At 55.7% G+C, this 699-nt stretch carries 1 protein-coding gene; it reads right to left on the reverse strand.

The features are described 5' to 3' along the window. The coding region (locus EYB48_RS19000) for an IS66 family transposase zinc-finger binding domain-containing protein (RefSeq protein WP_202927844.1) at positions 1-497 on the reverse strand (497 nt) is incomplete at its 3' end. Between the last annotated feature and the right edge of the window lie 202 nt (positions 498-699).

A 699-nucleotide genomic window follows, 5' to 3' on the forward strand; every position in this document is an offset into this window, starting at 1 on the left:
GGTACCGGCGCTTGCACCAATGTTTCGCATTGATGGCAGACCCACTTGCCACGCACATGGCGCTCGACTGTGAATACGCCGGGCTGGTAATCGAGTTTCTCGCAGACGTCCTCACCGATCCGCTTCATTCGGCAACCGCACTGGCACAGCGTTGAATCAGGTTCGTGATGAACATCAGTGCGCGGCAGTTCTGCCGGCAGCCGGACGCGTCTGGGTTGCTGCCTGCTTGGTTCTGCTGATATGGGATGTTGTACCAGCTGTTCAATTTCGGCAGTGACGGCGGCTAAGTCAATGTCGAGCGTTTCAAACAGTTCGCGCTGCTGCTCGCCGGTACACGCGTCGCTGGTAGCTGCAAACTTCTGCCGTTTCAGGATGGCCAGTTCGTGGGTCAACTTATCAATCAGCGTTTGCCGGAACCGTCCTTCGGCCTGTAGCCGGATGGCCAATTCGCGGATCTGGTCCGGGTTGAGCTCAGTGATGTCGACAGTTAAATCCATGTCTGGCAATGTGCCAGACAAAAGCCTGCTTCAGCAAGGACGTTTACATAGGTTTATATCTTCGTGCTACTCACACCACGGTGATCTGGTGATTGTGCATGAGTGTCTGCCACGGCAAGCCGGTCACCAGCGCCTGTAGCTGGTCGGTGTTGAGCGCGACTGACCAGCCCCCCCAAATTAGTACGATAAAGATGTAGAGTCT

This window comes from Cognatundibacterium crateris, assembly GCF_010078235.1.
GTDB classification, from domain to species: Bacteria; Pseudomonadota; Gammaproteobacteria; order Burkholderiales; family Burkholderiaceae_D; genus Undibacterium; species Undibacterium crateris.